Raw genomic sequence first — 25,340 nt, forward strand, 5'->3', positions numbered from 1 at the left:
CGGAGGGGGCGTCAGCATGCGTGGACAGAGCCCGCTCGAAGACACCGAACAACGCCTCCTGCCCGCCCCGGCCTGGGGTCTGGTGATCGCGCTCACGCTGACCGCCGTAGCCGCCGTGTCGCTCCTGATGGTCTTCGGCTGGGGTGTCCACCCGGTGGAGCGCGCGGTGGTGGTGCCGCCGGTCGCGGAGGCGACGCCCATCCAGTCGATCCTGAGGTTGTTCCTCGCCGTGGCGGTCATCGGCGGACTGGCCTCGCTCGGCGGCGTCGTGGCCCGTCGTATCGGCCAGCCCTCAGTGGTGGGACAGATCGTGGCCGGGCTGCTGCTGGGGCCGTCCGCGCTGGGCGCGCTGGCGCCGGCGGCGACCGAGCTGATCATGCCAGCCGCCGCCATGCAGCACTTGAACCTGCTCGCCCAGGCCGGGCTGGCGATCTTCATCTTCACCGTGGGAACGGAGTTCGACCACACCGCCCTGGGCGGGCAACGCACCGTCGTGGGCGTCGCCGCCCTGGCGATGGTGGCCGTACCCTTCGCCCTGGGCACGGTCGCGGCGATCCCGTTCGCCTCCGCGCTCGCCGGCCCGGCGGCGGGCAAGACGGAGTTCGTCCTGTTCATCGGGACCGCGCTGAGCGTCACCGCGTTACCCGTGCTGGCCAGGATCCTCCAGGAAGTCGGCCTGACCGGCACCCGGCTGGGCTCGCTGGCCATCCTGTGCGCCGGGATCGCCGACGTACTCGCGTGGTGTGCGCTCGCCGCGGTGATCGCGCTCGCGCACGCCCGCTCACCCGCCGGCGCGCTGACCACGATGCTGCTCTCCGCCGTCCTGGTCCTCCTCGCGCTCCTCGTGCTCCGCCCCGCGCTCAGGACCCTGGCCGACAGGTACGCGGCGACCAGGTTGCCCGCGCCCGCCAGCCTCGTGCTCGTCCTGGGCCTGATCTTCTCCCTGGCGGCGGCGACGGACGTCATCGGCGCGCACGCGATCTTCGGCGCCCTCCTGGCCGGCGTCGTGATCCCCCGTAACGCCCGCGTCCTGGGCACGGTCCCCGACCGTCTCGCCTCACTCAACCGCGCGCTGCTGCTGCCGGTGTTCTTCGCCTCGATCGGGCTGCAGGCCGACGTACGCATGGCCTTCGACGACCCGACGGTGCTGTTGGGCGGGGCGGTCCTGCTGGTGGCCGCGGTCCTCGGCAAACTCGGCACCGCCGCCGTGACCGCCTGGGCCGGCGGCATGCCGGGACGGCTCGCGCTCGGCCTCGGCGTCCTCATGAACGCGCGCGGCGTCACCGAGATCGTCGTGCTCAGCACGGGGCTCAGCATCGGCGTGATCGGGCCGGGCACGTTCACCGTGCTAGTGATGATGGCGCTGATCACCACCGTGATGACGGTACCCGCGCTGCGCCTGCTGGGGCTGTTCCATCCGGAGCGGACGCTCCCCGCCCCGATGCCGCGACCAGCCGAAAAGGAGCGCCTTCCCTGAGCGTCTATGCGGCGTCTACGAAAGGTGGAGGGTGGTCTGCTGCGTGGGCTGGCGCGTTCGGCGCTGGGCGGGGAGTCCTTGATCCAGCACCTGACGGAAGTGCTCCCCTTCGAGCGCGCCTGCCGCATTGACCTCTAGTCGACTCTAGGGTGCACAATCCCGCCCAACGCTCAATGTGGAGGGGATTCCCATGAGGTATCGCATGATCGGCAGCGATCCGAAGACTCGTCGTCAGGTCAGTGTGCTGAGTCTTGGCGCCATGCTGTTCGGCACCGCCATCGACGAGGCGACGTCGTACGCCATCCTCGACCGCTTCGTCGAGGCCGGCGGCACCTTCCTCGACACCGCCAACAACTATGCCTATTGGGTCAACGGCACTCAGGGGGGTGAAAGCGAGGCACTGCTCGGCCGCTGGAGACGCAGCCGCGACATCACGGATGAGATCGTCATCGCCACCAAGCTCGGCGGGCGGCCGAACGTTCCATCGTCTGCCCTCAGCCATGACCTTGAGGGCTTGTCGGCCCGGGTGATCCGGGAATCCTCGGAGCGAAGCCGGGAGCGGCTTGGCGTGGACAAGCTGGATCTCCTGTACGCACACGCCTACCTCGAAGGTTCCAAGGTGCCGCTGGAGGAGACGGTCGAAGGTTTCGCGGGTCTGGTCGAGGAAGGCGCTGTTGGTCTGCTCGGGGCGAGTAATCACTGGACGTGGCGACTCGAGCGGGCCCGGAACCTGGCGGCCGCGGCGGGGCTGCCCGGCTATGAGGTCGTGCAATATCACCACACGTACCTCCGGCAGCGCACCGATCTTCCGACGCTGCGCTCTCAGGACGGCAAGCTCGGCGTGGTCGGCGGTGATCTGCTCAGCTACCTGCGAGCCGAGCCCGAACTCACGCTGGTCGCCTACTCACCCTTGCTGAGCGGCGGTTACGTACGTGACGACAAGCCGCTTGGCGTCGCCTTCGATCACGCGGGCACACCTCAGCGTCTCGCGGCGTTGCGGGAAGTGGCCCACGAGACAGGAGCGACCGTCAACCAGGTGGTGCTCGCCTGGCTCATCGGCGGCGAGATCCCGATGATCCCGCTGATCGGCGCTTCCTCGGTCGAGCAGCTGGAGGAGAGTCTGGCCGCGGCGGACCTGGAGTTGACGGCGGAACAGCGGGCGAAACTCGACGCCGCCTACTGACCCGACATCACCCGGCGGGCAGAACGGCTCGCCGGGTGGTGCTGCGCATCGTCAGACGACCCGGATGAACACGCGGTCGTAGCGGGTGAGGGGGAACGTGCCGTCGTCGGTGCCCTGGAGGATGATCGAGATGGTCTGGCCCGGTGTCGCGTCCGCCGGGACGGTGACGGCGGCCCGGCCGCGACCGCGGTCGGTGATGGTGGCGGTGCCGGGGTAGCTGCCTTCCTCTCGGTACTGCGACCAGCGGAGTGCCACAGAATCCCGGTCAGGATCGGTGGTGCGGCCGGTCAGCGTGACGACGGAGCCGGGCCGGGCCCGGACGGTGTCGTTGCCGTCGATGTCGACCGTCGGCGCATGGTTACCGTCGCGGTACTTGGGGGTCAGGGTCCACCGCATCCGGGCCGCGAAGTCGTTCTGCGCGGCTCCGGCCCATCGCAGCGTCGTGTAGTTCTTGACGTCGGCGCCGGTTTCGTCCTTCTCCGCGCCCACCATGGTCCACAGGTTCGGGGAGGTGGTCGTCTGGGTCGCCCGGCCACCCCAGCCGCCGAGCAGCGGGTTCTCCGGATCCTGGATGCCGGTGTCGAGCAAGGGGTTGAAGGCGACGTTGTCGCCCTCGGAAAGGAAGTCGTACGGCGCCAGCGGCTTGCACCAGCCGCCCGCGGCACGCTCGGGGTCGCCGAAGATGTCGAGTTGGTCGCCCGGCATCGACTGGCCGTCCAGCCATGACCGGTAGAGCGAGCCCAGCGGCCCGATCTGGATGTTCTTCTTGATCCACGCGCCGCTGAAGTAGACGCGGTCTGCCGGTAGACCTCGGACGTTGCCCTGCCCGCGCTCGCAGTTGTAGCCCCAGGTTCCTGCCAATTCGATCACGGAAACCTTACCGTACGTGATTGGAGCGTCGCAAGAAGCTCCGATCACGGCATGCTCGCGCCCAGAGGGCGCTCACGCGCGGGAGCGTACTGAGCGGCCCCGTCGAGAGCCGCGATCACGCAGGCCATGCCCGGATACGTCGCCTACTCCGGGGGGCGGGAGCCTGGAGGGAGGCACAGCAACTCTTCTGTGAATGCCTATTCACCGCTGAGTGGCGAATGGCATGCGCAGTATTCATGCTGCTCCTGGATGTCGTCAAGGTTGCCGACACATGACCAAGGGCGCCCCATTGACACCTCTTTTCATCCTCCCGTAACTTGCTTGCATGTCTGATCGTGATCGCATAAACATTCAGCCCTACGATGAGCCGGTCTACGGGGCCGGCATCTGGCACTTCGCCACCTATGTCGACCGGTATGCGACCGACGGCTACGGCGAGCCGAAGACGGTCTTGGACTGCATCAAGCTTGCCGGGGCAGTGGGCGACCTCTCCGTCGTCGACCTGAACTGGCCGTTTCCGCCCGGCGGCATCAGCACCGCCGAGGTGCGGGCGGCGCTCGACGAGCAGAACCTGCGCGCGATCGCGGTCACGCCCGAGTTCTACACGGGCAAGTTCGCCAAGGGCGGTTTCACCAACCCCGACCCCGCCGTACGCCAGGACGCCATCGACCTGGTGGCGGCCGCGGCCGAAGTCGGGCGTGAGCTGGGTGTCGACTACATCAAGTTGTGGCCCGGGCAGGACGGTTACGACTATCCCTTCCAGGCCGACTACACCGACCTGTGGGACAAGTCGGTCGGCGCGGTCCGCGAGCTCGCGCAGGCCTTCCCCGACTTGAAGTTCGCGATCGAGTACAAGCCGCGCGAGCCGCGCAACCGGATGGTCTTCTCCTCCGTCGCGCGCACCCTGCTCGCGATCGAGGACATGGGCGTGGACAACGTCGGCATCCTGCTCGACTTCGGCCACTCCCTGTACGGCGGCGAGACGCCGGCCGAGGCCGCCAAGATGGCGATGAGCCGCGGAAAACTCTTCGCGATCGACGTCAACGACAACTTCCGCGGCTGGGACGACGACATGGTCGTCGGCTCGGTGCACCTGCTGGAGACGTTCGAGTTCTTCTTCGCCCTGCGCGACGCCGGCTGGGAGGGCGTCTGGCAGCTCGACCAGTTCCCGTTCCGCGAGGACTCCGTCGAGGCGGCGCGGGCGGGCATCCGTACCATGCGCGCCTTCCACCACGCACTGGGCTACCTCGACCGCGACGCGCTCGCCGCCGCTCAGTCGGCGCAGGACGCCCTCGGCGCCCAGCGCATCGCGAAGCGGGCGCTCTACCGGGCACTCGCCGAGAGCGAGTCCGAATGACCGCCGTGAAGACCGCGTCCAGGCCCCTCGAACTGGACGCGCCCGTCGCCAACGCCTACGTCGAGCGCAGCGCGCTCCTGCGCGCGGCCTCGCCCGCCGAGGCGGCCCCCGAGCTGGCCGGAATCGCCACGCGTATCCGGCGCGACATCCTCACGACCATCCAGGCGGCCCGGATGGGGCACGTCGGCGGCGACCTGTCGGTGACGGACCTGCTGGTGACCGCCATGTGGGGGACGCTGCGGCTCGACCCGCACGACCCGGCCAACCCGCTGCGCGACCGGTTCGTGCTGAGCAAGGGCCACTGCGCCGCCGCGCTGTACTCGACGCTGGCCTCCTGCGGCTTCTTCCCCCAGGAGCGGCTCGCCGAGTACATGGCGCCGCTGTCGCCGCTGAACGGCCACCCCAACCGGGTCAAGGTGCCCGGCGTGGAGACCAACACGGGCCCGCTCGGGCACGGCTTCCCGGTCGCCACCGGCTGCGCCCTCGGCGCCAAGCTGCGCGGCGAGACCTGGCGCACCATCGTCGTCCTCGGTGACGGCGAGATGCAGGAGGGCAGCAACTGGGAGGCGGCCATGACGGCCGCCCACTACGGGCTGGCGAACCTGACGGCCGTGGTCGACCGCAACCGGCTGCAGCAGGGCGCGCGTACCGAGGACACCAAGTCGCTGGAGCCGCTCGACCAGAAGTGGGCGAGCTTCGGCTGGGAGGTGCGCGTCATCGACGGCCACGACCACGCCGCGATCAAGCAGGCGTACGCGCCGTCGTCGACGGGCAAGCCCGTCGCCGTCATCGCCAACACCGTCAAGGGCAAGGGTGTCTCATTCATGGAAGACCGGGTCGAGTGGCACCACAAGGTGCCCACCGACGAGCAGGTCCAGCTCGCGCTCGAGGAGCTGAGCCGATGACCGCCCTCGCCGAGCAGGCGCCCACGTTCGACTGCCGCGTCGACTTCGGCGAGGAGCTGGCCGCCCTGGCCCGCGCCGACGAGCGGATCGTGGCGGTCTGCAATGACTCGGTCGGATCCAGCAACCTGGTCAAATTCCGCGAGGAGTTCCCCGACCGCCTGATCAACGTCGGCATCGCCGAACAGGACCTCGTCGGCGTGTCAGCCGGCCTGGCCAACGCCGGTTTCATCCCCTTCGTCTCCGCCGCGGCGCCGTTCCTCACCGGGCGCGCCCTGGAGCAGATCAAGGCGGACGTGGCCTACAGCGACCGGCACGTGGTGCTGTGCGGGCAGAGTCCGGGCATGGCGTACGGCGAGCTGGGACCCACCCACCACTCCATCGAGGACCTGTCCTGGATGCGCGCTGTCCCCGGGCTGCGCATCGTCGTCCCGGCCGACCCGTCGCAGACCCGCGACGCCATACGCTGGGCCGCGGCGTCCGGTCTCCCCTCCTATATCCGGATCCCCCGCTTCAAGGTCCCCGCCGTGACACCGGCGGGCGCGCCCTTCGTGGCCGGCCGGGCGACGCGCCTGGCCGAAGGCGACGACGTGACCGTGATCGCGATCGGCACGATGGTCTCGCGGGCCCTCGACGCCGCCGCGCTCCTGCGCGCGGAGGGCCTCACCGCGCGGGTGGTCAACATGACCTTCGTCGAGCCGCTGGACGTGGCCGAGGTCGTCGCCGCCGCGGAGCAGACCGGCGCGATCATCACCGCGGAGGAGGGCCTGCTGTCCGGCGGCCTGGGCGCCGCCGTCGCCAAGGTCGTCGCGGAGCGCCATCCGGTCCCCGTACGCATGCTGGGTGTCCCGACGTTCGCACCGACGGGAAGCACGTCCTTCCTGCTCGACCACTTCGGCCTGAACGCCGAGGGCATCGTCAAGGCCGCCCGTGAGGCTTTGGGACGGGTCTGATGGAACCGCTCGTCCTCGCCATCGATCAGGGCACCGGCTCCACCAAGGCCCTGCTGGTCGACGCCGCCGGTCAGGTCGTGGCCCGTGCCAGTGCGCCGCTGTCCCAGAGCCACCCGGCTCCGGGGCTGGCGGAGCAGGACGCCGAGGAACTGCTCGGCAGCGTCCGCGACGCCGCCGCCGCCTGCCTGCGGCAGGACGATCCGCGGGCCGTACGCGGGATCGGGCTGAGCACCCAGCGCGAGTCGGTGGTCCTGTGGGACGCGGCTACCACCCGGCCGGTCGCGCCGCTGGTCGGCTGGCAGGACCAGCGCGGCGCGGACCGGGCGGCCCAGCTGCTGGAGGAAGGGTACGGCGACCTGGTCCGGGGTCGTACCGGGCTCCCGCTGGATCCCATGTTCTCGGCGCTGAAGATGGGCGCCCTGCTCGACCGGCACGATCCGGCGCGCGAGCGCAGCGGGCGCGGCGAGTTGCGCCTGGGCACCGTGGACGCGTGGCTGCTCGACGCGCTCACCGGCGAGTTCGTCACCGAGGTGGGCAACGCCTCCCGTACTCAGCTGCTGAACCTGGCGACCGGTGACTGGGACGACGAACTGCTGGACATCTTCGGCGTCCCCCGCGCGGCGCTGGGCCACGTCGTCGCCTCCACCGGCCCTTTCGGCACGGTCCGCGACCTGGATCCGCTGCCCGCCGGGGTGCCCGTGCTCGCGGTGCTGGGCGATTCGCACGCCGCGCTGTTCGCGCACGCGGGCTGGCGGCCGGGCGTGGTCAAGGTGACCTACGGCACGGGATCGTCGGTGATGACGGTCGCGGAGTCGCCGGGCGGTCCGGGCGGTCCGGGTGGGCTGGGTGGGTCGGGTGGGTCGGGTGGGTCGGGAAGTCCGGTCTGCGACACGATCGCCTGGTCGACCGGGCAGCGGCCGACGTTCGCCAGGGAGGCGAACATCCGCTCCACCGGCCGGACCCTGACCTGGCTGGCGGAGTTGCTCGGCATCTCCGCGGACCAGGTCGTCGACCTGGCGGCTGGCTCCGACGCGGGCGACGTCACCCTCGTACCGGCCTTCGGCGGCCTGGGCGCGCCGTGGTGGGACCCCCGGGCGGTGCCGGTGCTGGCCGGGTTCGATCTCGGCACCGGGCGGGAGCAGCTCGCGCGGGCGGCCCTGGAGTCGGTGGCGCACCAGGTCGACGACGTCCTGACCGCTATGCCGGGCCTGCGCCGGATCGTCGCCGACGGCGGCCTGACCCGCAGCGCCGCGCTCATGCGGCTGCAGGCCGGCCTGAGCGATGTCGAGGTGGCCCGCACCCGGCATCACGAGCTGTCGGCGGGCGGCGCGGCGGACCTGGCCGGGCTCGGACTGGGCCTGTGGACCACCGGCGACCTCGAACGCCGGGCCGACGGCGACGTGGAGATCTTCACCCCTGACTGGAGCGCGGAGCACCGCAGGGCAGCCGCGGCGAGATGGCACCAGCGCCTCACGGTCGCCCGCGACCTCGGCGCACGCGCGAACGGGAGTACGTCATGACAGCAGTGCAATCTACCCGGCCCGGCCGGCTCACGCTGGGCCGCGGCAGCCTGATCGCGCTCGTGCTCGTGATCATCGCGATCATCGCCAGTACGACGTACCGCTCGGACACCGCGCCGCGCGCCGGCGAGCAGGCGAAGTTCGACCCGGCCCGCTACGGCGCCGCGACCTACGGGCCGAAGGTCGTACCGGCGATCAAGGGCAAGGCCGTCGACATCGTCACGCTGAGCAAGGCGATCGCCGACGACACGGACGCGGCCGGCCAGAAGTACGGCCACCGCGCCGGCACCGGGCCCTACAGCTACGCCGTCACGCTGACCGGCACCGCCGGTTCGGCGAAGAGCGGCCTGCTGCCGGTCGAGGTGCCCGGCATCGGCAAGGCCAGGGTCCAGGTGCAGATCGGCCCGGCCATCAACGGCACGGCGCTGCGCGACGCGGTCGGTTTCATCGCGTTCGGCCAGTTCGTCAACCAGGTCGACTACGCCGACGCGGGCACCGCCCTGAACAACGAGGTCAAGGCGAAGGTGCTGTCGTCGCTCGACGTCCCGTCACTCGACGGCAAGAAGGTCACCGTGGTCGGCGCGATGACACCGCTGACCGCCGACGTACTGACCATCACCCCGATCTCCGTCGAGGCGGCGTCGTGACGGCGACTCCGGTGCTGCGGGCGGTCGACGTCACCAAGGTGTACGGCGGGACGCAGGCGCTCAAGGGCGTCTCGCTCGACATCGTCCCGGGGCGCGTGGTGGTGCTGTTCGGCGAGAACGGCGCCGGCAAGTCGACGCTGATGAAGATCCTCAGCGCGGTCGAGTCGCCCACCACCGGCCAGGTGGAGCTCGACGGGAAGGTCGTCGAGTTCGGCAGCGCCCGCGACGCGGCCGATCGCGGCATCTCGATCATCCATCAGGAACTGAGCCTGTGCTCGAACCTGAGCATCCAGGACAACCTGTTCCTCGGCCGGGAGCGGACCCGCGGCGGCGTCCTCGTCGACCGCGCGACCATGCGGTCGATGGCGGCCGGCGTGCTCCGCCGTCTGGACGGGGCGCTGAACCCCGATCTGATGGTCGGCGACCTGCGGCTGGGCCAGCAGCAACTCGTCGAGATCGCCCGCGCGCTGCTGCAGGACGCCCGGATCCTGATCATGGACGAGCCGACGTCGGCACTGAGCGCCCCCGAGGTGGAGGTCCTCTTCCAGGTCATCCGCGAGCTCACGGCCGAAGGCGTGGCGATCGTCTACATCTCCCACCACCTGGAGGAGGCGCTCGACATCGCCGACGACGTGGCCGTGCTCCGCGACGGCTCCATGGTCGCCACGGCCGCCGCCGCCGACGTCGACCTCGCCTGGGTCGTCCGCAAGATGGTCGGCCGCGACCAGGACGACCTCTTCCCGGCCCGCGAGCCCAAACTCGGGCCGGTGGCGCTGGAGATGGTCGAGCTGTCGGTCGCCGACCCCGCCAACCCCGACCGCCTGGCCGTCGACGGCGTCTCGCTCACCGTCCGCGCCGGTGAGACGGTCGGCATCTACGGGCTCATGGGCAGCGGCCGTACCGAACTTCTGGAATGCCTGGCCGGCCGCCTGCACGCCGAATCGGGAGAGATCCGCCTGTACGGGGAGCCGGTCGTCGGCACCGTACGCAGCCGCATCCAGGCCGGGCTGGCCCTGGTCCCCGAGGACCGCCAGCGCGACGGGCTGGTCCAGACGATGAGCGTGGGCCAGAACCTGTCCCTGGCCGCGCTGACCGGTTTCGTCCGCCGCCTGTTCGTGAACCGCACGAAGGAACGCGCCGCCGTCGAGACGATGATCACCGATGTCACCGTCAAGACCAGCGGCCCCGACGCCCCGATCGGCTCGCTGAGCGGCGGCAACCAGCAGAAGGTCGTCATCGGCAAGGCCCTGATGACCGGCCCCCGCGTACTGCTGCTCGACGAACCGTCCCGCGGCGTGGACGTCGCCGCCAAGGCCGACGTCTTCGAACTGATGGCGCGGCAGGCCGAACGCGGCCTGGCGGTGCTGTTCACCACATCTGAGACCGAAGAGGCGCTGCACATACCCGATCGCCTGCTCGTCCTGGTCCGCGGCAGGCTGATCGCCGACCTCCGGGCCGGCGAGATCACCCGCGACCAGCTGATGAGCCTGGCCGACAGCGCCGACACCACCGAAGAGGTCAGCCATGACTGACAGCGCCAACACCACTGAAGAGGTTAGCCATGGCTGACACCCTGACCAACGACCACGCAGCCGTGCTGCGCCAACGCCGCCGGGCGGCGGCAGAGGCGCGCCGCCTGAAGACGCTCAATTCGATCTTCGAGCTACGTGCGTTCATCGCGCTCGGTGTCCTGATCATCGTCTTCGCCCTGCTGTCCGACTCCTTCCTCACTGTCGACAACCTGATCACGATGATCAAGCACGTGGCCATCAACGCCGTCCTGGCGCTCGGCATGCTGCTGGTGATCCTCAAGGGCGGCATCGACCTGTCGGTCGGCTCCATCGTCGGGTTGTCGGGCGTGATCGCCGGCGAACTGCTCCAGGGCGTACATCTGAGCCTGTTCGGCGTCATCGCCTACCCGCCGGTGTGGGCGGTGGTCATCCTGTGCATCGCGGCCGGCACCGTGATGGGCAGCATCAACGGCCTGCTCATCACCAGACTGAACGTCGCGCCCTTCATCGCGACGCTGGGCATGCTGTACGTCGCGCGCGGCGCCGCGCTCCTGATCTCCGGCGGCACCACCTATCCCAAGCTCGGCGGCGACCCCAGCACTCACAACACCGGCTTCGACTGGATCGGCGGCGGCCGGCCGCTCGGCCTTCCGGTGGCGATCTGGATCATGATCATCCTCGCCGCCGTCGTCGCCGTACTCCTGCGCTCGACGCCCTTCGGCCGCTGGCTCTACGCCACGGGCGGCAACGAGCGGGCCACCGAGCTCACCGGCGTCCCCGTCCAGCGCGTCAAGGTGATCGTCTACATGATCTCCGGCGCCTGCGCCGCGATGTCCGGCCTCATCATCGCCTCCGAGCTCACCTCGGCCGCGCCGCAGGCCGGTGACAGCTTCGAACTGAACGCCATCGCGGCCGTCGTCATCGGCGGCGCCGCCCTGTCCGGCGGACGCGGGAACGTACGCGGCACTCTCGTCGGCGCCCTGGTCATCGGCTTCCTCGCCGACGGCCTGGTCATCGTCGGCGTCTCGACGTTCTGGCAGATCTTCATCAAGGGCACCGTGATCATCGTCGCGGTCATCCTCGACCAGACCCAGCAGCGCTTCCAGCGCCGCGGCGCCGCCGCCTCGGCGGTCGCGGTGGCGGTGGCCGACGAACCGGCGACCACCGACGACGAACCGGTCAGACCCAGCGCCCCGGCCCGCTGACCTTCCTTTTTCCAAACGCCGACCCTCGTCCCACCCCATTTCCATTTCCAGACTTCCGCACCGGAACGGTTCCAGAACCGTTCCCACCCCCCATCCCGCGTCCACGCCGGCGCGTCTTCCAGGAGGTAAACCATGTCCCATCCCAGCCGTCGCCTGGTCGTCCAGGCCGCGGCGGCCCTGACCACAGGGCTGCTGACGCTGACCGCATGCGGATCATCCGGCGAACCCGCGGCCTCGACGGCGTCGAGCGCCTCCTCGTCGTCGAGCGCCTCCGCACCCAAGAGCAACCTGATCGCGATCATCACCCCCTCGCCGGACAACCCGTTCTTCAAGGCCGAGGCGGACGCGGCCAAGAAGAAGGCCGAGTCGCTCGGCTACCAGACCTCGGTGGACTCCCACGACGACGACCCGAACAAGCAGAGCGAGCTGATCGACTCGGCCATCTCGCGCAAGGCCGCGGCGATCATCCTCGACAACGCCGGCGCCGACGCCTCCATCGGCCCCGTGCAGAAGGCCACGACCGCCGGGATCCCGGTCTTCCTGATCGACCGGGAGATCAACCAGACCGGCATCGCCAAGGCCCAGATCGTCTCCAACAACTCCCAGGGAGCCCAGCTGGCCGCCCAGGAGTTCGTGAAGGGTATGAAGGAGAAGGGCAACTACGTCGAGCTCACCGGCAAGGAATCCGACACCAACGCCGGCGTGCGCTCCAAGGGCTTCGGCGACGTCATCTCGCAGTACCCGGACCTGAAGCGGGTCGCCCAGCAGACCGCGAACTGGGACCAGCAGGAGGCTTTCAGCAAGATGGAGACCATCCTCCAGCGCAACCCGGACATCCAAGGCGTGATCGCCGGCAATGACACTATGGCACTCGGCGCCGTGGCGGCGTTGAAGGCCGCCAAGAAGAGCGGCGTCATCGTCGTCGGCTTCGACGGCAGCCCGGACGCCATCGCGCAGATCAAGGCCGGAACCATGCTCGCCACCTCCCTGCAGCCGGCCGCGCTCGGCGCCACGACCGCGGTCGAGCAGGCCGACAAGTTCGTCAAGACCGGCGCGACCGGGCAGCCGGAGAAGCAGTCGATCGACTGCGAGATCATTACGAAGGACAACGCCGACCAGTACGGCGTCTTCGCGAAACTCTGAGGCGCCGGAGGCTAGGGGCGACGACATCGCCTCTAGCCGCTCCAACGTCTAGCATGCAGACCGGACGCTCCGGGCGACGCGCTCACCGGAGCGAGGAAGGACGGGGAACTCACGTGGTGATCGCTTCGACTCCCAGCCCCGACCACATGCGGCTGCTGGTCAAGGTGGCCCGCATGTACCACGAGCGCGGGCTCCGCCAGCCAGAGATCGCCGCCCATCTCAACATGTCGCAGCCGCGCGTCTCGCGCCTCCTCAAAGAGGCCGCCGACCGCGCTGTCGTACGCACCGTGGTCGTCTCCCCCGACGGCGTGCACGCCGAGCTCGAGGAAGCCCTCGTCGAGCAGTACGGGCTGCGCGACGCCGTCGTCGTCGAGACCGAGGGCGTGGGGCCTGACGTCATCCCCGCGCTCGCCGCCGCGACGGCCACCTACCTCGACGCGACGCTCAAAGGCGGCGACGTCATCGGCATCTCCTCCTGGAGCGCGACGCTCCTGGAGGCGATCAACGTCATGCGGGCCAAGACGACGCCCGTCGCCGAAGAGGTCGTCCAGATAGTCGGCGGATCGGGCAGCCCCGAAGTACAACTGCACGCGACCCGCCTGACCAGCCGTCTCGCCGAGCTGACCGGAGCGCGGCCCGTCTTCGCACCGTCGGCCGCGCTCGTCCACAGCCGCGAACTCCGCGACATGCTGTCGAAGGAGCCCGCCGTCGCCGAGGTCATGAAGTCATGGTCGCGGCTCACGCTGGCCCTCCTCGGCATCGGCACCCTGGAACCCTCCCCGCTGCTCCGCCGCTCCGGCAACGCCATCGCCCCCGAGGACCAGCGCCAGCTCCAGGAACTCGGCGCCGTGGGCGACGTCTGCACTCGATACTTCGACGCCGACGGCCGAGCCGTGGAAGCCGACTTCGACGACCGCATCATCGGCATCGCCCCCGACCAGCTGCGCGCGGTGGAGCGCCGCATCGGGGTCGCGGGCGGCGCGGCCAAGCTCGCCGCGATCCGGGGAGCGGTACGCGGGCGCTGGATCAACATCCTCATCACGGACGTCGAGGTGGCCCGAGCCCTGCTGGGCCGCGCGTAGGTGTCTCCTGTCAGCCGGTAGCGCCCAGGACCTCCTCCTAGGGTGGTCCTGAGCGCGTCCGGCTGCGAAGACCTCGATCAGGAAGCGAATCCGAAGGCCGCGGGAGAGTCAGGCAGCCCCCATTGCTGGTCGGGGTGGAGGTGGCAGTCCCAGATCACCAGCGGAGTGCCATTGGCCGTGCTGCCGTTGTTGGCCAGACCGACACACTTGGCGGTGCTGGCGGCGAAGCTGCGGATGGAGTAGATGTTGGCGCCCAGGGCCGCGAACCTCCATTGCTGATCCGGGTGAAGATGACAGTCCCAGATCACCAGCGGAGTGCCATTAGCCGTACTCCCGTTGTTCGCCAGACCCACACACTTGCCGCTGCCGGCGAGCGTACGGATGGAGCGGTCGTTGTTGCCCTGCCAGATCTGGTCGGGGTGGAAGTGACAGTCCCAGATCACGAGCGGGGTGCCGTTGGCGGTGCTGCCGTTGTTCGCCAGGCCGATGCACTTGGCGGTACTGGCGGCGTTGCTGCGCAAGGCAGTCGAGGAAAGAGCGCTCGCCTGGGCGGCGGCCGGGAGCCCGAGGGCCATGGCGAACATGACCAGGACGGTCAACACGCGGCGCTGGAAGCCAGTCTGGTGGCGCATGTGGTCTCCTTTCGAACGGTGACGGTTCTCGTCTCTAGGGGCGTTCCATGGCCGTTCCACCGGGATGGTGCGCCAAGGGTGATCGGGCATGGGCCACAAAGAGCAGCAAGTCTGGAATATCATCGCATTTATCACGTAAGCCCTCTATCCCACAGAAACCATGGCTATGATCTTGGATCTGCGCGGATCTCTTGACTCAGATTCGCGAAGTCAGTCATGAACTTGAGAGGGCACACATGCGCAAAATCGCTATTGGCACCTTGATCGGCTTAGCGGCAACCCTCGGCGCGGCACCGTCCGCCAACGCCGGCACCCCGAGCCTCGCTGACCTGGTCCAACTCAAGGACATCCGGCCGCACCAGTTGGCATTCCAGACGATCGCCAACAACAACGGCGGCAACCGCGCTTCGGGCGAGGTCGGATTCGAGAAGTCAGCGAATTATGTTGTGGCCAAACTCACACTGGCCGGTTACAAACCCACGATCCAGCGCTTCGCTTTTCCCTTCTATAAAGAGGTCACACCCTCGGTCTTCGCGCAGACCGCTCCGTCCCCGACCTCTTACATCCATGGCACCGACTACCGCACTCTCGACTACTCGGGCGCCGGCGACGTGACGGCCGCCGCGGTGGCCGTGGATCCCGACGCGGCCGGATTGGGCAGCGGCTGCGAGGCCGACGACTTCGCCGGTTTCACCGCCGGCAGCATCGCGCTCATTCGCCGGGGCGGCTGTACCTTCGAGGTCAAGACGGACAACGCCCAGAAGGCCGGCGCGAGCGCGGTCGCCTACTATCAGCGGCCCGATGTCCCCGATGCGCCAGTGGAGGGTACGGCGCTGCGCCCGTTCACCATCCCGCTGATCGGCTTCACCAACAAGCTGGGCGTCGAGCTGGTTCAGGCGGCCAAGGCGGGCGACCTGAAACTCCACATCAAGACCGACACCATCAGCGAACAGCGCACGACCTCCAACATCGTGGCCGAGACCGCATACGGCAATCCTGACCGCGTGGTGACGGTCGGCGCCCACCTCGACAGCGTGGCCGCGGGCCCCGGCATCAACGACAACGGCAGCGGCGCGGGGACGGTCCTCACCATCGCCCAGAAGATCGGCGAGATTCGCGGCCGGGTCAACAACCGGGTCCGCTTCACCTTCTGGGGCGCCGAGGAGGGCGGCGACCTCGGCTCCAAGTACTACGTGGCGAACCTCAGCGCCGAAGAGAAGGCAAAGATCGCGCTCTACCTGAACCTCGACATGATCGGCTCCCCGAACGGGGTCCGCGGTGTCCTGGACGGTGACGACTCACTCGGCACCAACAGCTCCAAGCCGCCGGCCGGCTCGGACGCGATCGAGAAGGCCTTCACCGACTACTACGCCGGGCGCAAGCTCCCGCTCAAGCAGGACGCGTTCACCGGTAGCTCCGACTACCAGTCGTTCATGGACGCGGGCATCCCGGCGGGCGGCGTACGGTCCGGCACCGACACCGTCAAGACGGCTGAGGAGGCCGCCGTCTTCGGCGGCACGGCCGGGGTGGCCTATGACCCCTGCTACCACCAGGCCTGCGACACCTACAACAACGTCAACACGACCCTCCTGAACGAGCTCGCGGACGGCGCGGCGTACGCGACTGAGACGTTCGCCAACAGCGTGCCGATGGTGAAGCGCGACAACGTACCGACACCTACCAACCAGACGGCCGACAAGACCGGCGCGGGCCACACCCCCGCCAGCTGACGCCTGGGGCAGCCCGGGAGCTCATCCCGGGCTGCCCATGGCCGTTCCCCCGTAGTGCCTCTGGCCGGATGACACCGCCGCGATGGCGCATGTGTTCTCCTTTTCGCAGTGATGGTTCTCCTCCCCAAAGGCGTTCCATGGCCATTCCACGAAGAGCTCACATGCGGCGAGTACGCTGTGCGGACCGCTTCTTCTCTTCTACGCCGCCGTCGACGCGCGGAGGCGTCCACCGGATCTACGGATCGTTCACTCAGCCGGCAGCGGCCGCCTGCTTGATCAGCGCGACGACGGCCTCCGGCTGGGAGATGTAGATGGCGTGGCTGCCCTCGGCTTCGACCACGGTGGCACCCGCACGCGCGGACATCGCCCGCTGCGCGGCCGGCGGGATCGTCTGATCACTGGAGGCGACCAGGTACCAGGCCGGCTTGGTGCGCCAGGCGGGTTCGGTGACCGCGGCGCCGGCCGCGCCCACGCCCCACGGCACCTGCGAGTCGGCCATGAACGCCGCCAACTCCGCCGGCAGATCGCCCGCGAAGGCACCATGGAACTTGTCCCGCTCAATAGCGAGGAACCCACCCTCCAGGGGCACGATCGGCGGCGCCGGCGCACCCGGCGGCGAGTCGGCGAGCAGCGACTGCACGCTCTCGCCCTTGTCGGGCGCGAACGCGGCGACGTAGACGAGCGCCGACACCCGCGGATGAGTACCGGCCTCGGTGATGACCACGCCACCGTAGGAGTGTCCGACGAGCACGGTGGGACCATCCTGGAGATCCAGCACCCGCCGCGTGACCTCGGCGTCCCCCTCCAGCGTCACCGTGGGGTTCTGAACGACACTGACCCGGTAGCCGTCCTGCTTGAGCAGGTTGTAGACACCCTGCCAGCCCGACCCGTCGACGAACGCGCCGTGCACGAGCACGACGTTGACCGCAGTGGAGCTCATGACGCTTTCTCCTCGCGTAGTGGTGGGATGCAGACGTGACTGGACGTCAACAGCCACCCGTGCGCTCTGACCTCAAGCCCCGGTCGGTTGCATCGCCTCGTCACTCACGTCCGAAGCGTAGGAGTGCGTACTTCCTAGTTAGTGAACGGCAAGTGGACCCAGCACCCGCCGCACTGACCCGGCTGGAGGAGCGGGAGAGCCTGCTTCCGGTCCTCCATGGGCCCCCGACCATGGTTGCCCCCGACACGGGCACCCCGTGGCCATGGTCGCCCAAGGCCCCTGCCGACGCCGAGCCCCGGTTTGGCGCGCGTCAGGCGGAACGACCGCTGCCGTTGAGTGCTTCGCGGCGGTATTTGCGGCCGGTGGTCTCGTGCACCCCGAGCGTACGGGCGAGCGCGGCGCCGGTCATGTTGGGATCCTGCGCAAGCAAGGCCGCCACCCGCGCTGGCCGGTCGTCATCCTCGCGGACCGCGCTCCCCCGCGCTCGCCTGCTTCCTGCGCCGGCTCGCCCGGGTCGATCTGCGGCGTGACGTGACCACTGCCCCGGGCTGTGGCACCTGCGGCGCCTGGTCTGAGTGACCGCTCGGGACGCTCAGGGGTGCGGGCTCGGCGAGCACTCGCTCGGGCTGCCCGGCGTCGTACGCGCGCTCGGGCTGCCCGGCGTCGTACACACGCTCGGGCTCCCCCGCGTCGTACACGCGATCGGCAAGTTCGCGACCCGAGCGAACCACCCACATGATCAGCTCGTAGGAGATCACCAACGCGATCGCCGGCCACGCGGCCAGCGCCGCGGACAGGGGTCCCCGGAGGGACGGGATCTCTCGTGGACCCCGATGCAGTGGAAATGGATTGAAGCAGCCGGGAGACTCGGTTCATGAAGATCGCAAAACCCGGGGCGCCTAATGAGGAGACCCGCCGGAGAAACCTCGGGGCGTTACTACGCCATGTCCACCTGAACGGTCCGACTTCACGTGCTGTGCTCGGGGAGAAGCTGGGGCTGAACCGCACCACGATCATGGGCCTGACCGCCGAACTTGCCGCACTGGGCATGGTCGAGGAAAAGCTTCCCCAGGACACCCACAGAGCGGGCAGACCGTCCCTGGTGGTCAGCCCGAACACTGATCGCGTCTTCGTGCTCGCCTTTGACGTAGCAGTGGACCGACTGCTGGCCGCACGAGTGGGCTTGGGCGGCGTGATACTCGATCGCCGTGAGGCCGTGCGCCAACGCAAGTACCCCGACCTGGACGATGTCGTTGGAACTCTCGCCGAGTTCGCCCGCCAACTACTCCGCGACGTCCCCAGCGACGCCGTATGTGCAGGCATTGGCGCGTCGTTCTGCGGCATGATCCGGCCGGCGGACGGCACCGTGCGATTCGGCCCCAACACCGGCTGGGTAGATCAGGCATTCGGCCCGGAACTTGAGCGCCGTTTGGCCCTGGGCCTGCCGGTGCGAGTTGGCAACGAAGCTCACCTGGGTGCGGTCGCGGAGAACCAGAGGGGCGCTGGGATCGGATTCCGGAATCTCATCTATCTGCACGGCGATGTCGGCGTGGGCGGCGGCATCATCGTCGACGGCAAACGCCTGGACGGCAATGACGGCTACGCCGCCGAGGCCGGTCATATGATCGTGAACGCACATGACGGGCGGCCGTGCGGGTGCGGTTCGCGCGGGTGCCTGGAAGCGGAGGTCGGGGAGGACGCGCTGCTCAGTGCGGCCAACTGGCCTCCTGGGTTGATCGGGCGTGACGCGGTGGCGTCCGTGGTACACGCTGCCGAGCGAGGCGACGAATCCGCCAAAGCAGCGCTGACCCACGTCGGGGATTGGCTGGGTGTCGGGGTCGCCAATCTGATCAACCTGTTCAACCCGGGCGTCGTGGTCTTCGGCGGAATACTGCGCGATGTTTACCGAGGGGCCTCAGCACAGGTGCGGGATCGCATCGCCGCCAATGTACTGCCAGTTTCGCGCGAACGAGTGAAACTGCGGATCGCGGCGCTGGGAGATGACACGACCCTTGTCGGCGGTGCTGAGCTGGGTTTCGCCGAACTGCTGGACAATCCGGTCGAGGTTGTCAGCAGGGGATATCGTCGCCAGGTTGACGTTGGCCCCGTACCTTGAAGGTGACCTAGCCCCCGCCGGCCATCATCCGCCCAGCGGCTCCACGTCGAACCCCTCGAAAGTCGGCGGCTCCTGCTCACCGAAGACCTAAGTACTGGCGGAAACGCCATTTCAAGGAAATGCCGGAATCGGCGCCGAATTCCTTCCTGGACGCTATCCGACCGAGCCGGGAAAGCAGAGTGGCGAAGGTGGATACCTTCCGTCCACTGGCGAATCTAAAGAGAGAAATCTTCGTCCTGCACCCCTTCGGAGATCTCGACATCACGAGCGCCAGTCAGATCACGAACTGGCTCGACGCTTATCTGAGCGGCGGCCCGGCCTCGATCGCCCTGGTCGATCCGGCCGACGCGGTTTCATCGACTCGGCCGGCCTGGGAGCGCTGATCCAGCGCGACAACCGCCGGCGCGGCGCGGGGCGCACCGCGACCTTCGCGGAGCCGTCACGCCAGCCCGCACGACTATTTGAGGTCACCGGGCTGACACAACGACTACCTGTTTACGCGACAGCAGCAGCAGCGGCGCTGGACGCGATGGGGACAGAACTGGACGCGGAACGAGCGGTGGCCACGGAGGGATCCCGGTCCACCGGCCGACAGGATGGCCACCCCATCCCGGGGATGGCCATCCGCGTTAGACGGCGCATTTCGGCGACTCTTTCGGCGATTCTCATGACCACGCGGAGAGCGCCGGCGGGGTTTGACGGCGTCCCTTTACACGCTCATAGTGGTTGTGCACTATCCAGCGATTGCGCAATGACGCGCCGAATGCTCACCTCGGGGAGATGATCAAGGCGTGGCGGCGGACCTCGGATCGATGGAGTGCGCGGACCGTACGGAGTGGCCGAAAACGCTGGACGTGGCCGAGCTCAGGTCCCGAGGGTGGCGTCCCGCCCCGTTTCGTGAATTCGTATTGAAGGTCAACAGCAGGTGCGACCTGTCGTGCACCTACTGCTACGTCTATGAAATGGCCGACCAGAGCTGGCGCGACCAGCCCATTCGCATGTCGGCCCGCACCGTCGCGCACACCGCGGAACGCGTCGCCGAGCACGTGCGGGCGCACCGGCTGCCCGCCGTCGAGCTGATACTCCATGGCGGCGAACCCCTGCTCGCCGGCTCCGAGCTCCTTTCCCGCATCGTCACGGCCACCCGCGAGGCCGTCGGCCGATCGGCGCGCGTGAACACCCGCATACAGACCAACGGCGTCCGGCTCGATGCCGAATTCCTGCGCTTGTTCGACGCCCTCGATATCGCTGTCGCGGTAAGCCTCGACGGCGACCGGCGCGCGCACGACCGGCACCGGATATTCGCGAATGGGAAGGGCAGCCACGATGCTGTCGCCCGTTCTCTGCGGCTGCTGCGAGAGTCGTTCCCGCAGTTGTTCAGCGGGCTGTTGTGCACGATAGACCTTCGTAACGACCCGGTGCGCACCTACGAGGCGCTGCTCGAACACGGGCCGCCCAGAATCGACTTCCTGCTCCCGCTCGGCAACTGGTCCTTTCCCCCGCCGGGCCGCGTTCCGGGCAGTTCGGACACGCCTTATGCCGACTGGCTCATCGCCGCCTTCGACCGCTGGTACTCCGCTCCGCGCAAGGAGACGGAGGTCCGCCTCTTCAGCGAGATCATCCATCTGCTGTTCGGCGGCCGGTCGAACAGCGAAACGGTCGGGCTTTCCCCCATTTCCGTTCTGGTCATCGACACCGACGGGGCCATAGAGCTCTCCGATACCGTGAAATCCAGCATTCCCGACACACTCGCCACCGGGCTCAACGTGGCGGCCAACTCATTCGACGAGGCATTGTTCCGGCCCGAGGCGGTGGCCCGCCAATCAGGCGTGTCGGCCCTGGCGGCGGAATGCCTTTCCTGCGATTTACGCGACGTGTGCGGGGGCGGGCAGTTCACCCACCGATACCGGGCCGGACACGGTTTCGTCCATCCCTCGGTCTACTGTCCCGACCTGTTGAAACTGATCCGTCATGTGAGACGTGCCGTGGCCGCCGATCTCGGTGCCCTGTTGGAAAGGCTTCGATGAACCTCCGCAGGCACCGGATATCCGAGGACGTGTTCGCCGATCTGGCGGAAGGCGCCGGCGGCGCCGAGGCGGTGCTGCAGCTCGCCGCCGTCGAACGCAGCAAACACCTGCTGTTGCTGCGCGGCGTGGTGGAGCGGGCCGCGACCACCGGCCACCCGGACGCCGCCATGACGGCCGGCGCCTACGACCGGCTCGCCGCGCTCCAGGATGACGCTCCTGGCCCAGTCGAGAGCGTGCTGCTCTACCCGGCCGTCGGCGCCTGGCTCCGCTCGACCCTGCTCCTGCTCGACCGCGATCCCGCGCAAGCCGACCCCGGCCGCCTGGCCGCCGTCGCCGCGGCCGCCGCGGTCAGGGCGCGCGCCCCGCTGACGATCGAGGCCCGCGCCGGCGGCGGATCTCTCCTGCTGCCGTCCGTGGGGGAGGCCCTCGTGTCCGACGGCCCGGCCACCGTACGCAGCACGCCCGGCGGGGCCGAGGTCATCAGCCCCGGCGGCGACGTGACCATCCCCGAGGACCACTCCATCGACCTGCTGCGGTGGCGCGGCCTGCGCCGCCTGGCCGCCACCGCCAACGGCCGCGCCCTCGACCTCATAGTCGACGACCTCGACCCCTACCGCATGCAGGCCGACCTGGCCGACCGGCTGCCCGCCGCCGACCTCCCCGGCTGGCGTTCCGCCCTGGAGCGGGCCTGGGAGATCCTGACCACCCACCACCTAGCGACGGCCGCGGAGATCCAGGCCGCCCACCGCGTCCTGAGCCCGCTCCGCTCGCCCGCCCACGGCGTGGTGAGCGGTACCGCCTCGGACGCCTTCGGCGCCGTGGGCCTGTCGGCGCCCGCGGACGGCCTGACGCTCGCCGCCACGCTGGCCCACGAGGTCCAGCACGCCAAGCTCGGAGCCCTGTTGGACGTCGTCGCCCTGGTCGAACCCGATGACGAGGGTCTCAGGTTCTACGCCCCGTGGAGGGAGGACCCAAGGCCCGCCTCGGGGCTGCTGCAGGGCGCCTACGCTTATCTGGGTGTCAGCGCCTTCTGGCGCCGCCAGCGCGCGCACGAGCCGGGCATCCATGCCCACAGCGAGTTCGCCCGATGGCGCGCAGGGGCCCTGGGAGCCGTGGACACCCTCATGACCTCCGGCCTCCTCACGCCGGCCGGGAAGGCCTTCGCAGGCCACATGCACCGTGTCCTGGCCGGCTGGAAGAACGAGCCCGTACCACCAGCCGCCCTGACCAGGGCCCAGCAGGAGGCACAGCGCCACCTGACCCGCTGGCAACAGGCCAATGGGCCGAAAGGCTAGATGGGTTCAGATCGGCGGCGGGTCGAAGTCGAAGTCGAGCTGGCGCGCCTCTCCCGCCACCACGGTGTCGGGGTGCTCGGGGCCGAGCACGCGCCGGTACTGCTCCAGAGTTCGCGACAGCAGCTCCTCGGCCTTCTCCTCGGCGCCCAGCCGCCGCATCACCACGGAGAGGTTGGCCGCGCACCCGAGCGTCAGCGGGTGCGTCTCGCCCATCAGCCGCCGCGACCGCTCGTAGGTGTCCTCGCTGAGGCTCTGCGCCCCGCTCAGCTCCCCGAGCATCGTCAGGTCGCTGGCCAGGTTGATCGCGACCACGAGCGAGTAGTGGTGGTCACGGGTCAAACGAATGTCCAGGCCGTGCAGGCACTGCTCGTTCAGCTTGCGCGCGCTCTCCGCGTCCCCCCGCACCCTGTGCAGCAGAGCGAGGTTGCCCGCGCAGCCGTGGTTATAGGGGTGCTCCTGGCCGTACACCTGCGGATAGCGGTTCATCGTGTCCAAGGCCAGCACGAACGCGGTGTTGATCTGGCCGGTGGTGCGCAGGGTGTTGGCATGGTTCATGGCGGCGGCCAGCGTGTCGGGGTGGCCAGGGCCGAAAAGACGCTTGTAGCGCTCGTAGACCTCTTCCGCGAGCTGGGTGGCGTCGTCGACGCGGCCGGCACGACGCAGGGCGATCGAGCGGTCCTTGGCCGTGCGCAGCGTGACCCAGTGCTCGACGTCCAGCTCCTGCACACCGAAGGCATGGGCGTCCTCACCCAGGTCACAGGCATTCTCGTAGTCGCCGCACAGGCGTACGACGCGGGCCAGGTTCCCATAGCGCAGCAGGTAGACGACCTTACTGATGTCGCTCATCCTGTCGGAGGCGGTGTAGACCTCCTCGTGCATCGCCCGCGCCAGCTGGTAGTTGCTGATCAGGGCGTAGTCGAGCGCCAGGTTGTTCTTGGCGGCAAGCAACTCGTCGTGGTCGGGCGGATAGGTGGCCTCGTGGCCCCTGAGGACCTCCTCGTCGTGCCGCCTGGCCTCGTTGAAGTCGCCCAGCGCTCGCAGGTCACCGCCGAAGCCCTGCGCGATGAACAGCGTGCTCGGATGCTCGGGCCCGAAGACCTCGCTCGCCCGCTCCAGGGCCGACCGGTCGGTCTCGTGGGCCTTGGGGTAGTCGCCGAGCTCGCGCAGCACCGTGCCGAGCTGAGCCTGGGCGTCGATCGAGTGGGGATCATCCGGGCCGGAGTCCTGCGTCCACTGCTTGAGGAAGCTCTCGACGAAAGCGCGACCGGTCTGGTGCTGGCCCGACATGTAGAGGTAGCGCACCATGTTGAGCGCGGAGTCCCTGACCTTCGGATCGCGGGTGCTCGCCAGGTCCGCAGGTGCGACGTGCGGGACCAGCTCGCTGAAACGCGTCCAGGTTGCCTCGTCGCCGGGGGATCCGGGCGCGGCGCTCGCCAGCAGCAGGTGAACCCCTCTGCGGTAGTTGTCCTGCTCGTCATCGCTGAGGTCGGCGCGGAGCAGCGCCTGGATGAGCCGGTGCACCTGGAGCGTGCGGGTGTCGGGATCGACCTTGGCGAGCGCGAAACGACCGATGACGCGGATGGCGTTGCTGCGCAGCAGCGGCCTGTCGAGGATCTGCCGCAGACCGGGGTCCACCCCCTCTTTCGGCCCCCAGCGGAAGACATCGACTGGAATGGGCTCGGGGCCGAAGAACGCGCAGTAACGCAGCAATTCGACGGCCTCGGAAAGTTGCTGCTCCAGCTGGCTCACCGAGAGCCGCCATGCCGCTGTCATCGACAGCGGATAGTCCAGCGGCTTGGGCATGTGCAACGTGTCGGACATGTGCTTCTGCAGCTGCTGGAGGTATTCCTCCACCGACATGCCCGCCTCGGCCTGCAGAGCTCCCGCCTGCTCCAGAGCGAGCGGCAGGTGCCCCAGCTCGTCCGCGAGCCGTCTGGCGTCGACGTCGCGCAGCGCGTTGGACACGCGCTTGTGCAGGAACTGCACGCTCTCGCCCTGTGTGAACACGTCAACGGGGACGGTCTCGACGACGCTGCGCCACTGCTGGTTGCGCGAGGTGATGAGCACGTGTCCCGGGCCGCGCGGGATGAGCTGGTTGATGTCCTCGGGCCGGTCGGCGTTGTCGAAGATCAGCAACCAGCGGTCGTACGGCTCGCCCCGGCGCAGCGTGTGCAGCACGGCCGCCGCCGTGTCGTCGATGCCGACGGCCTTCGCCGGAGGGAGGCCGAGTCGTGGCGCGAGCGCGGCCAGGGCCCCGGGCACCAGAAGTTCCTGGTCCGCAGAAATCCACCAAACCACGTCATACTCGGACGAATAGCGCCATGCGTACTCAACGGCAACTTGAGTCTTACCAACCCCGCCCATGCCATGAAGGGCATGCGGCACGACCGCGGTCACATCCGATGCGATTCCGGCATGTAGTTGCTCGAGAAGGTCATCTCGGCCGGTGAAATTCTTATTGCGCGGGGGTATCTTCTCGCTCCACACCTCTGGCAATCCGCGCTGCGTCACAGGCCGATCCTAGCAACACCAGAGCATGCCTCCTAGCACGACACCGTATAGGTAAGCATTCCGCATACTAGTCGATTTCGCTTAACGCGCTCATGCTGTCATCTAAGCGGACATAGAGGAGCAAATCTGCGGTTACATGATCTAGTGTTCGATAGTTCCGCCAGGTCAGTAACTTTGCCATGGCCGAGGTCGCCCCCTAGGCAAGGTCCGTCGTATGGGTGATGCTGTGGCAGGTATGC

The 25,340-nt window shown here is 68.8% G+C and carries 22 protein-coding genes; 17 read left to right on the plus strand and 5 right to left on the minus strand.

The window, feature by feature from the left end; genetic code table 11:
* Positions 1–16: 16 nt before the first annotated feature.
* A complete protein-coding gene (locus AB0J16_RS34730; RefSeq protein ID WP_358547392.1) occupies positions 17–1,477 on the plus strand; it encodes a cation:proton antiporter in 1,461 nt (486 codons plus the stop codon).
* A 190-nt stretch (positions 1,478–1,667) separates the two neighbouring features.
* Positions 1,668–2,660: an aldo/keto reductase gene (locus AB0J16_RS34735; RefSeq protein ID WP_358547394.1), complete on the plus strand. Its 993-nt coding sequence runs from the start codon at positions 1,668–1,670 to the stop codon at positions 2,658–2,660.
* A gap of 51 nt (positions 2,661–2,711) precedes the next feature.
* Here AB0J16_RS34735 and AB0J16_RS34740 read toward each other — a convergent pair whose 3' ends face one another.
* A complete protein-coding gene (locus AB0J16_RS34740) occupies positions 2,712–3,530 on the minus strand; it encodes a nucleoside hydrolase-like domain-containing protein (RefSeq protein WP_358547397.1) in 819 nt (272 codons plus the stop codon).
* 325 nt (positions 3,531–3,855) lie between these two features.
* Between AB0J16_RS34740 and AB0J16_RS34745 the strand changes: the two genes are divergently transcribed.
* The 9 genes from AB0J16_RS34745 to AB0J16_RS34785 all read left to right on the plus strand — a co-directional run bounded on the left by AB0J16_RS34745 (position 3,856) and on the right by AB0J16_RS34785 (position 13,850).
* Entirely contained in the window at positions 3,856–4,887 is a 1,032-nt protein-coding gene (locus AB0J16_RS34745) for a sugar phosphate isomerase/epimerase family protein (RefSeq protein ID WP_358547400.1), read from the plus strand.
* Positions 4,884–5,792, plus strand: coding sequence for a transketolase (locus AB0J16_RS34750; protein WP_358547403.1), 909 nt, complete (start codon positions 4,884–4,886; stop codon positions 5,790–5,792). The genes AB0J16_RS34745 and AB0J16_RS34750 overlap by 4 nt, the downstream gene beginning before the upstream one ends.
* Positions 5,789–6,742 carry a transketolase C-terminal domain-containing protein gene (locus AB0J16_RS34755; protein WP_358547406.1) on the plus strand — a complete coding sequence of 318 codons (954 nt, stop codon included), beginning with the start codon at positions 5,789–5,791 and terminating at the stop codon, positions 6,740–6,742. Before AB0J16_RS34750 ends, AB0J16_RS34755 begins: the two co-directional genes overlap by 4 nt.
* A complete protein-coding gene (locus AB0J16_RS34760) occupies positions 6,742–8,262 on the plus strand; it encodes an FGGY family carbohydrate kinase (RefSeq protein ID WP_358547409.1) in 1,521 nt (506 codons plus the stop codon). Before AB0J16_RS34755 ends, AB0J16_RS34760 begins: the two co-directional genes overlap by 1 nt.
* Positions 8,259–8,909 carry a DUF2291 domain-containing protein gene (locus AB0J16_RS34765; RefSeq protein ID WP_358547412.1) on the plus strand — a complete coding sequence of 217 codons (651 nt, stop codon included), beginning with the start codon at positions 8,259–8,261 and terminating at the stop codon, positions 8,907–8,909. The genes AB0J16_RS34760 and AB0J16_RS34765 overlap by 4 nt, the downstream gene beginning before the upstream one ends.
* Positions 8,906–10,441, plus strand: a complete 1,536-nt coding sequence (locus AB0J16_RS34770; RefSeq protein WP_358547415.1) for a sugar ABC transporter ATP-binding protein — start codon at positions 8,906–8,908, stop codon at positions 10,439–10,441. The genes AB0J16_RS34765 and AB0J16_RS34770 overlap by 4 nt, the downstream gene beginning before the upstream one ends.
* Positions 10,442–10,470: 29 nt before the next feature.
* The gene (locus AB0J16_RS34775) at positions 10,471–11,625 is read left to right on the plus strand and encodes an ABC transporter permease (protein WP_358547418.1); all 1,155 of its coding nucleotides are present in this window, start codon (positions 10,471–10,473) and stop codon (positions 11,623–11,625) included.
* A 132-nt stretch (positions 11,626–11,757) separates the two neighbouring features.
* Positions 11,758–12,768, plus strand: coding sequence for a D-ribose ABC transporter substrate-binding protein (locus AB0J16_RS34780; protein ID WP_358547420.1), 1,011 nt, complete (start codon positions 11,758–11,760; stop codon positions 12,766–12,768).
* Between the two features lie 113 nt (positions 12,769–12,881).
* A complete protein-coding gene (locus AB0J16_RS34785; RefSeq protein ID WP_225289899.1) occupies positions 12,882–13,850 on the plus strand; it encodes a sugar-binding domain-containing protein in 969 nt (322 codons plus the stop codon).
* Between the two features lie 77 nt (positions 13,851–13,927).
* Here AB0J16_RS34785 and AB0J16_RS34790 read toward each other — a convergent pair whose 3' ends face one another.
* On the minus strand, positions 13,928–14,482 hold the full coding sequence (locus AB0J16_RS34790) for an RICIN domain-containing protein (RefSeq protein ID WP_358547422.1): 555 nt from the start codon (positions 14,480–14,482) through the stop codon (positions 13,928–13,930).
* Positions 14,483–14,718: 236 nt separating this feature from the next.
* On the opposite strand from AB0J16_RS34790, the gene AB0J16_RS34795 reads away from it, so the two are divergent.
* Entirely contained in the window at positions 14,719–16,212 is a 1,494-nt protein-coding gene (locus AB0J16_RS34795) for a M20/M25/M40 family metallo-hydrolase (protein ID WP_358547425.1), read from the plus strand.
* Positions 16,213–16,462: 250 nt separating this feature from the next.
* Here AB0J16_RS34795 and AB0J16_RS34800 read toward each other — a convergent pair whose 3' ends face one another.
* Together AB0J16_RS34800 and AB0J16_RS34805 are read right to left on the minus strand one after the other, a co-directional pair.
* Positions 16,463–17,152 carry an alpha/beta hydrolase gene (locus AB0J16_RS34800; RefSeq protein WP_358547428.1) on the minus strand — a complete coding sequence of 230 codons (690 nt, stop codon included), beginning with the start codon at positions 17,150–17,152 and terminating at the stop codon, positions 16,463–16,465.
* Between the two features lie 455 nt (positions 17,153–17,607).
* On the minus strand, positions 17,608–17,910 hold the full coding sequence (locus tag AB0J16_RS34805) for a hypothetical protein (protein ID WP_358547430.1): 303 nt from the start codon (positions 17,908–17,910) through the stop codon (positions 17,608–17,610).
* A 116-nt stretch (positions 17,911–18,026) separates the two neighbouring features.
* Between AB0J16_RS34805 and AB0J16_RS34810 the strand changes: the two genes are divergently transcribed.
* The 5 genes from AB0J16_RS34810 to AB0J16_RS34830 all read left to right on the plus strand — a co-directional run bounded on the left by AB0J16_RS34810 (position 18,027) and on the right by AB0J16_RS34830 (position 22,590).
* A complete protein-coding gene (locus tag AB0J16_RS34810; protein WP_358547432.1) occupies positions 18,027–19,268 on the plus strand; it encodes an ROK family protein in 1,242 nt (413 codons plus the stop codon).
* Positions 19,269–19,447: 179 nt separating this feature from the next.
* Positions 19,448–19,651: a hypothetical protein gene (locus AB0J16_RS34815; protein ID WP_358547435.1), complete on the plus strand. Its 204-nt coding sequence runs from the start codon at positions 19,448–19,450 to the stop codon at positions 19,649–19,651.
* On the plus strand, positions 19,651–20,052 hold the full coding sequence (locus AB0J16_RS34820; RefSeq protein WP_358547788.1) for a hypothetical protein: 402 nt from the start codon (positions 19,651–19,653) through the stop codon (positions 20,050–20,052). Before AB0J16_RS34815 ends, AB0J16_RS34820 begins: the two co-directional genes overlap by 1 nt.
* Positions 20,053–20,059: 7 nt before the next feature.
* Entirely contained in the window at positions 20,060–21,295 is a 1,236-nt protein-coding gene (locus tag AB0J16_RS34825; protein WP_358547437.1) for an FxsB family cyclophane-forming radical SAM/SPASM peptide maturase, read from the plus strand.
* Positions 21,292–22,590 (plus strand): HEXXH motif domain-containing protein, encoded by a 1,299-nt coding sequence (locus tag AB0J16_RS34830; protein WP_358547440.1) that lies wholly within the window; start codon positions 21,292–21,294, stop codon positions 22,588–22,590. Before AB0J16_RS34825 ends, AB0J16_RS34830 begins: the two co-directional genes overlap by 4 nt.
* Before the next feature lie 6 nt (positions 22,591–22,596).
* Here AB0J16_RS34830 and fxsT read toward each other — a convergent pair whose 3' ends face one another.
* A complete protein-coding gene (fxsT, locus tag AB0J16_RS34835; RefSeq protein WP_358547442.1) occupies positions 22,597–25,101 on the minus strand; it encodes an FxSxx-COOH system tetratricopeptide repeat protein in 2,505 nt (834 codons plus the stop codon).
* Positions 25,102–25,340 lie beyond the last annotated feature (239 nt).

This window comes from Nonomuraea sp. NPDC049750, from assembly GCF_040659625.1.
Lineage (GTDB): Bacteria > Actinomycetota > Actinomycetes > Streptosporangiales > Streptosporangiaceae > Nonomuraea.

Bases quoted from the DNA above. Each gene is read 5' to 3' on its own strand.
- AB0J16_RS34800 (WP_358547428.1), bottom strand. From the start codon at position 17,152: ATGAGCTCCACTGCGGTCAACGTCGTGCTCGTGCACGGCGCGTTCGTC.
- AB0J16_RS34760 (WP_358547409.1), top strand. From the start codon at position 6,742: ATGGAACCGCTCGTCCTCGCCATCGATCAGGGCACCGGCTCCACCAAG.
- AB0J16_RS34790 (WP_358547422.1), bottom strand. From the start codon at position 14,482: ATGCGCCACCAGACTGGCTTCCAGCGCCGCGTGTTGACCGTCCTGGTC.
- AB0J16_RS34775 (WP_358547418.1), top strand. From the start codon at position 10,471: ATGGCTGACACCCTGACCAACGACCACGCAGCCGTGCTGCGCCAACGC.
- AB0J16_RS34735 (WP_358547394.1), top strand. From the start codon at position 1,668: ATGAGGTATCGCATGATCGGCAGCGATCCGAAGACTCGTCGTCAGGTC.
- AB0J16_RS34830 (WP_358547440.1), top strand. From the start codon at position 21,292: ATGAACCTCCGCAGGCACCGGATATCCGAGGACGTGTTCGCCGATCTG.
- AB0J16_RS34810 (WP_358547432.1), top strand. From the start codon at position 18,027: ATGAAGATCGCAAAACCCGGGGCGCCTAATGAGGAGACCCGCCGGAGA.
- AB0J16_RS34730 (WP_358547392.1), top strand. From the start codon at position 17: ATGCGTGGACAGAGCCCGCTCGAAGACACCGAACAACGCCTCCTGCCC.
- AB0J16_RS34745 (WP_358547400.1), top strand. From the start codon at position 3,856: ATGTCTGATCGTGATCGCATAAACATTCAGCCCTACGATGAGCCGGTC.
- AB0J16_RS34765 (WP_358547412.1), top strand. From the start codon at position 8,259: ATGACAGCAGTGCAATCTACCCGGCCCGGCCGGCTCACGCTGGGCCGC.
- AB0J16_RS34750 (WP_358547403.1), top strand. From the start codon at position 4,884: ATGACCGCCGTGAAGACCGCGTCCAGGCCCCTCGAACTGGACGCGCCC.
- AB0J16_RS34755 (WP_358547406.1), top strand. From the start codon at position 5,789: ATGACCGCCCTCGCCGAGCAGGCGCCCACGTTCGACTGCCGCGTCGAC.
- AB0J16_RS34780 (WP_358547420.1), top strand. From the start codon at position 11,758: ATGTCCCATCCCAGCCGTCGCCTGGTCGTCCAGGCCGCGGCGGCCCTG.
- AB0J16_RS34795 (WP_358547425.1), top strand. From the start codon at position 14,719: ATGCGCAAAATCGCTATTGGCACCTTGATCGGCTTAGCGGCAACCCTC.